The organism is Thauera linaloolentis 47Lol = DSM 12138 (assembly GCF_000310205.1).
In the GTDB taxonomy this organism is placed as follows: Bacteria; Pseudomonadota; Gammaproteobacteria; order Burkholderiales; family Rhodocyclaceae; genus Thauera; species Thauera linaloolentis.
The window spans coordinates 1-4,393 of sequence record NZ_AMXE01000147.1; the positions used below are offsets into that span (position 1 = coordinate 1).

The following is a 4,393-nucleotide window of genomic DNA, read 5'->3' on the forward strand; positions in this document are numbered from 1 at the left end:
CGGCGGTGGAGGCCGGGCTCGCCAGCCGGCGGCAGGCGCGGGTAAGATGCGCCGCGTCAGGACAGGTTCGGGAGTGAAGGGATGAAGCGGGTGCCGGTGTTCATGCAGGCGATGCTGTCGATGGCCGTTCCGTCGGGTGCCGCGCTTGCGCAGGCCGCGTTGCCGGTGGCGGAGCTTGGCGCGGGCATGTACCGCATCGAGGCCGAGGTCGCCCATACGCCCCAGACGCGGCAGTTGGGCCTGATGAACCGCAAGTCCATGCCGCTGCAGCGGGGCATGGTGTTCGTGTTCGACCAGGATACGACCCACTGCATGTGGATGAAGAACACCTGGCTGCCCTTGTCCGTCGCTTTCGTCGATGCGCAGGGCAAGGTGATCAACATCGAGGACATGCAACCGCATACCGAGGACAACCACTGCGCCGCCGCGCCCGCGCGCTATGCGCTGGAGATGAACCTGGGCTGGTTCCGCGAACGCGGCATCGAGCCGGGCGACACCTTGCGCGGCTTCGACCGCCTGCCGCCGGCGCGCTGAGCGGTCTGGCGGAAAGGACGAATAGCGCCCCTTTACCGCCTTTTTTCGGCCGGCAGATATTGCCGGCCGCGGCCGATAATCCGCTCACGTCGCCCCGCGTCCGCGCCGCTTGCCGCGCGGCGGGGCCGACATGGAGCCGGCAGTGGCCGAAGACAGCGATCTCGAAAAAACAGAAGCCCCATCACCGCGGCGGCTGGAACAGGCGCGTGAGGAAGGCCAGGTCCCGCAGTCACGGGAACTGTCGACTTTCTTCGTCACCATCACCGGCGTGCTGGCGCTGTGGATGCTCGGCGGCTGGATGGCCGAGCGGTTGGCGGGCTTGGTGCGCACGGGCTTCGCCTTCGAGCGCGACACGGCCTTCGACGTCGTCTTGATGATCGGCGTGCTGCGCGGGCAGCTCAGCGGCGCCTTGCTGATGCTGATGCCGCTTTTCCTCGTCCTGCTGCTTGCGGCGGTTGCCGCGCCGATCGCGCTGGGGGGGCTCAATTTCGCGCCCAAGGCCCTGGGGCCCAATTTCGGCCGCATGAACCCGCTCAAGGGCCTGGGGCGGATGTTTTCCGCACACGGCCTGATGGAGATGGTAAAGGCGATCCTCAAGTCGCTGATCATCGGCGGTGTGGCGTCGATGGTGCTGTGGTCCAACAAGGACCATTTGTTCGACCTCATGGTGATGCCGATCGAGGCCGGCATGGCGGATTTCTCCGGCACGGTGATCCTCGCCGCGGTGCTGATCGCGGCCAGCCTGGGGCTGCTGGCGCTGATGGATGTGCCTTTCCAGCTCTGGCAGTACAACAAGAAGCTGCGCATGACCAAGGAAGAGGTCAGGCGCGAGGGCAAGGAGCAGGAGGGCGATCCTCAGATCAAGGCCCGCGTCCGCGCCATGCAGCGCGAGATGGCACGCCGCCGCATGATGGCCGAAGTACCCAATGCCGACGTGGTGGTGACCAACCCGACACATTTCTCGGTGGCGTTGAAGTACGACGCCGAGCGCATGGGCGCCCCGGTGGTGGTCGCCAAGGGGCGCGGCGAGATGGCGCTGAAGATCCGCGAACTCGCGCGCGAGCACGACGTGCCGTTGCTGGAGGCGCCGCCGCTGGCGCGTGCGCTGTACAAGCACTGCGAACTGGAGCAGGCGATACCGGCCGCGTTGTACACCGTGGTGGCCGAGGTCATGGCCTATGTTTACCAGCTCGACACCTGGATGAAGCAGGGAGGCCTGCCGCCGCAGATGCCCGCCAGCCTGGCGGTGCCCGAGGGCATGGACCCCGGCTCCCCCGACGAATGAGTGCCTGAACGATGGCCATACAAAACGCCCTGAACCTGCGCCAGTTGCTGACCCCGGCCAATCTGCGCCCGCTGGCGGCGCCGCTGCTCATCATCATGGTCCTGGCCATGATGGTGCTGCCGCTGCCGGTCTTCCTGCTCGACGTGTTCTTCACGTTCAACATCGCCATCTCGGTCATGGTGATGCTGGTGGCGATGTACTCGAGGAAGCCGTTGGACTTTTCCGTCTTCCCCACCGTGCTGCTGGTGACGACGCTGCTGCGGCTGTCGCTGAACGTGGCGTCGACGCGGATCGTGCTGCTCGAAGGCCACGGCGGCCCGGACGCGGCGGGCAAGGTCATCGAGGCCTTCAGCAGCTTTCTCGTCGGCGGCAACACGGCGGTCGGCATCGTCGTGTTCGTGATCCTCACCATCATCAACTTCGTCGTCATCACCAAGGGCGCGGGCCGCATCGCCGAGGTGTCGGCGCGCTTCACGCTGGATGCGATGCCCGGCAAGCAGATGGCGATCGACGCCGACCTCAACGCCGGCCTCATCGACGAGAAGACGGCCAAGGCGCGGCGCAAGGAGATCGCGCAGGAAGCGGATTTCTACGGCGCCATGGACGGTGCCTCCAAGTTCGTGCGCGGCGACGCCATCGCCGCCATCATCATCCTCGTCATCAACATCGTCGGCGGCCTGTTCGTCGGTGTCATGCAGCACGACATGGCGGTGGGCGACGCGGCCCATACCTACACGCTGCTGACGATCGGCGACGGCCTGGTGGCGCAGATCCCGGCGCTGATCATCTCGGTGGCGGCGGGCCTGGTGGTGTCGCGCGTCGGCGACGACGGCGACATCGGCGGCCTGGTCATCGGCCAGCTCTTCTCCAACCCGCAGGTGACGATGCTGACTGCCGGCATCATCGGCGTGCTGGGGCTGATTCCGGGCATGCCCAACCTGGTCTTCCTGCTGCTCGCAGCCGCGCTCGGCAGCATGGCATGGATGCGGCGCAAGCGCATCGTGGAGGAAGCCGCCGCAGCCGCCGCGCCGGCCGCCGCGGCGCAGGCCGCCATGCCCCAGCCCGATGCGCAGGAGGCGAGCTGGAACGATGTCTCCCAGGTCGATGTGCTCGGCCTGGAAGTGGGCTACCGCCTGATTCCGATGGTCGACAAGGGCCAGGACGGCGAACTGCTCAAGCGCATCCGCGGCCTGCGCAAGAAGTTCGCGCAGGAGGTCGGCTTCCTGTCCTCGCCGGTGCATATCCGCGACAACCTGGAGCTCAAGCCCAATACCTACCGCATCGCGCTCAAGGGCGTCGAGGTCGGCGCCGGCGAGGCCTATCCGGGACAATTGCTGGCGATCAATCCGGGCCACGTGTCCGGGCCGCTGCAGGGGCGCGAGACGACCGACCCGGCCTTCGGCCTGCCCGCGTTCTGGATCGACGCCGGCATGCGCGAGCAGGCGCATGCGCTGGGCTACACCGTGGTGGACGCCAGCACCGTGGTCGCCACCCACCTCAACCACGTCATCCTCAACCATGCCGCCGAACTGCTCGGCCGCCAGGAGACGCAGGCGCTGCTCGACCACGTGGGCAAGGACTCGCCCAAGCTCATCGAGGATCTCGTGCCCAAGCTGCTGCCCATCGGCATCGTGCAGCGCGTGCTGCAGAACCTGCTGGAAGAAGGCGTCAACATTCGCGACATGCGCAGCATCATCGAAGTGCTGGCCGAGCATGCGCCGCGCACGCAGGACCCGGTGCAGCTCACGCTCAAGGCGCGCGAGGCGCTGGGCCGCGCGATCATCCAGGCGCTGTTCCCCGGCAATGCCGAGGTCAACGTCATGGCGCTGGAGCCCGGCCTGGAACGCATCCTGATGCAGGCCATGAGCACGGGCGGCGAGGGCGGGGCGATCGAGCCCGGCCTGGCCGACACCTTGCTGCGCCAGACGGCGCAGATCGCCCAGCGCCAGGAAGACATCGGCCTGCCGCCGGTGCTGCTGGTGCCCTCGCAGTTGCGAATGCTGCTGTCGCGCTTCCTGCGCCGCGCGGTGCCGTCGCTGAAGGTCATCTCCAACAGCGAGGTGCCCGAGTCCCGCACCATCCGCGTCACGGCCATGGTCGGTGGCCAGCAGGGCTGACGCCGCCCCGCGATGATGGCGGGTTCGAGCACCGAATAACCGGGTTAAAGGCGTCTTATTCGGCCCAAGGGATCGCGCGTCCGGCCGGGATAATCCTTCTCAAGCTGCGGTCAAGGTCTGGCTGCCCGGAGAAACGCCATGAACGTCAAACGCTACTTTGCCCCCACCGCGCGCGAAGCGCTGCGCGCGCTGAAGGAAGCGCTCGGCCCCGATGCGATCGTGCTGTCCAACCGCGCCGTCGATGGCGGCGTGGAGATCCTGGCCTTGCCGGGCGAAGCGGTGAGCGCGCTGCAGGCGGCCAATCGCGCGGCGGTCGCGGCGAAGACGATGGGTACGGCGAGGAACCCGGCGCAGGCGGCCGCCGAGCCTGTCGCGCCGCCCGCCCAGCAGCCGGCTGCGACACGCGAGCCGGCCGACGGCGACTTCCGCGTCAGCCTGTCGGCGCTGGCCGCCAGCG

At 67.8% G+C, this 4,393-nt stretch carries 3 protein-coding genes and 1 pseudogene; all 4 read left to right on the forward strand.

The genetic code is table 11. The annotated features are described in order from the left end of the window. Positions 1-81: 81 nt before the first annotated feature. Positions 82-534, forward strand: coding sequence for a DUF192 domain-containing protein (locus tag C666_RS18635; protein WP_004348318.1), 453 nt, complete (start codon positions 82-84; stop codon positions 532-534). Positions 535-676: 142 nt separating this feature from the next. Further along, positions 677-1,819, forward strand: a complete 1,143-nt coding sequence (gene flhB / locus C666_RS18640) for a flagellar biosynthesis protein FlhB (RefSeq protein WP_028792485.1) — start codon at positions 677-679, stop codon at positions 1,817-1,819. An 11-nt stretch (positions 1,820-1,830) separates the two neighbouring features. Further along, entirely contained in the window at positions 1,831-3,936 is a 2,106-nt protein-coding gene (gene flhA / locus C666_RS18645) for a flagellar biosynthesis protein FlhA (protein WP_004348320.1), read from the forward strand. Positions 3,937-4,074: 138 nt separating this feature from the next. Continuing rightward, a pseudogene (gene flhF, locus C666_RS18650) lies at positions 4,075-4,393 on the forward strand (flagellar biosynthesis protein FlhF); the annotation flags it as partial.

What these genes read in the sequence shown, in the direction of transcription:
- C666_RS18635 (WP_004348318.1), top strand. Translation starts at nt 82, where the DNA reads ATGAAGCGGGTGCCGGTGTTCATGCAGGCGATGCTGTCGATGGCCGTT.
- flhA (WP_004348320.1), top strand. Translation starts at nt 1,831, where the DNA reads ATGGCCATACAAAACGCCCTGAACCTGCGCCAGTTGCTGACCCCGGCC.